2 protein-coding genes are annotated in these 1,678 nt (G+C 64.7%); one reads left to right on the top strand and one right to left on the bottom strand.

Annotation, left to right across the window (positions count from 1 at the left end; translation table 11 throughout):
* Positions 1–169: 169 nt before the first annotated feature.
* Positions 170–784: a bifunctional nicotinamidase/pyrazinamidase gene (gene pncA / locus EOA32_RS36875; RefSeq protein WP_095776932.1), complete on the bottom strand. Its 615-nt coding sequence runs from the start codon at positions 782–784 to the stop codon at positions 170–172.
* A gap of 224 nt (positions 785–1,008) precedes the next feature.
* Between pncA and EOA32_RS36870 the strand changes: the two genes are divergently transcribed.
* Positions 1,009–1,678: FAD binding domain-containing protein (locus EOA32_RS36870; RefSeq protein ID WP_128374284.1), on the top strand; the 670-nt coding region annotated here is incomplete at its 3' end.

Here is a 1,678-nt window from a genome sequence, read left to right as displayed (position 1 = left end):
CAGGCCGGCAAAGGGCAGCGCCCACCAGAGCGACATCGCCGCGCCGGGCAGCTCATGCGCCTCGGCTGCGAAAACCGGTTGTGGGAAGGCGAGAAGGAGTGCGGCCGTCATGGTTGCCGCCAACACCTTCGCCAATGTCGCAAAGCCCCCTCGATGCCTCACGGCGCGGTCAGTCCGAAAGGTGATCTTCGAGCACCACCCCGGCCTCGCGCATTCGTTTCAGCATCGTGCCGACCGAGCCGTTGAGATCGATGCCGCGGCAGGCATCCAGCCGCACCGTCGTCTTGAAACCTTGCTTGGCGGCATCGAGTGCCGAGAAGGCGACGCAGAAATCGGTGGCCAGACCGACCAAGGTGATGGTGTCGATGCCGCGCTCCTTGAGATAGCCGGCAAGGCCGGTTGGGGTCGTGTGGTCGTTCTCGAAGAAAGCCGAATAAGAGTCGATCGCGGTGCGGAAACCCTTGCGGATGACCAGTTCCGCTTTGGTCCAGGCGAGCCCGGAATGGAAATCGGACCCAAGGCTGCCCTGAATGCAGTGATCCGGCCAAAGCGTCTGCGGCCCGTAGGGCATCTCGATCGCTTCGAAGGGCTGCTTGCCTGGATGGCTGGAAGCGAAGCTCGAATGTCCGGCCGGATGCCAGTCCTGCGTCAGGATCACGTGATCGGTCCGCCGGATCAGGTCGTTGACCAGCGGCACGATCTCGTCGCCGCCGGCCACGGCCAGCGCGCCGCCGGGGCAAAAGTCGTTCTGCAGGTCGATGACGATGAGCGCTTCGTCGGCCATGCGGCCTCCCTTCTTTCTCGGCTTGGGCCCCAGTTGACGCGACCGGACACGGAACCTTGACCAGATGGCCGGCTGCGTCAACCTCCACCGGCATAACAAAGCCGTGGCCGACCACTTCGCTTTGACAATCGCGGCGAAGTTGATATCATTTGCATACGAATGAATTTGCCCGGCTGGACGGCGGCAGATTCCCTCGGAAAGGCCCCTTTCTGGGAAGGCAAAGCGTGATCCGTTACGCGAAACCCACCACGGTCGACGAGGCGCTCGCTCTGCTTGGCGAGGACCGCTGGCGCATTCTGGCCGGCGGCACCGATTTCTATCCGGCGCAGGGCGCGAAACCTTTCCGCGACAACATTCTCGACATCAATGGTCTCGCCGGACTGCGCGGCATCGCCGAGACGGACGACTATTGGCGGATCGGCGCCCGCACCACCTGGACCGACGTCGTGCGCCACAAGCTGCCCAGGGCGTTCGATGCGCTGAAGGCGGCCGCGTGCGAAGTCGGCTCGGTCCAGATCCAGAACGTCGCGTCGGTCGCCGGTAATCTCTGCAACGCTTCGCCCGCCGCCGACGGCGTGCCGGCGCTGCAGGTGGTCGATGCCGAAGTCGAATTGCGGTCGGCGAAAGCCACGCGCTACCTGCCGCTTGGCGGGTTCATTCTCGGCAATCGCCGCACGGCGCTGCAGCCGGACGAGATGGTTACCGCTATTCGTGTGCCGAAACGTTCGGCTGTCGGCTCGTCCGCCTTCGTCAAGCTTGGCGCGCGGCGTTATCTCGTGATCTCGATCGCCATGGCGGCGGCGCGTCTCGTGATCGAAGATGGCGTGGTCGCCGATGCTGCTATCGCTGTCGGCGCCTGCTCCGCCGTCGCCCGTCGTCTTGCCGGCGTCGAGG

The sequence above is a fragment of the Mesorhizobium sp. M1A.F.Ca.ET.072.01.1.1 genome, assembly GCF_004023325.1.
GTDB lineage: Bacteria > Pseudomonadota > Alphaproteobacteria > Rhizobiales > Rhizobiaceae > Mesorhizobium.
Note: the sequence above shows the minus strand (reverse complement) of the source record. Positions and strands in the feature narration are given on the sequence as shown.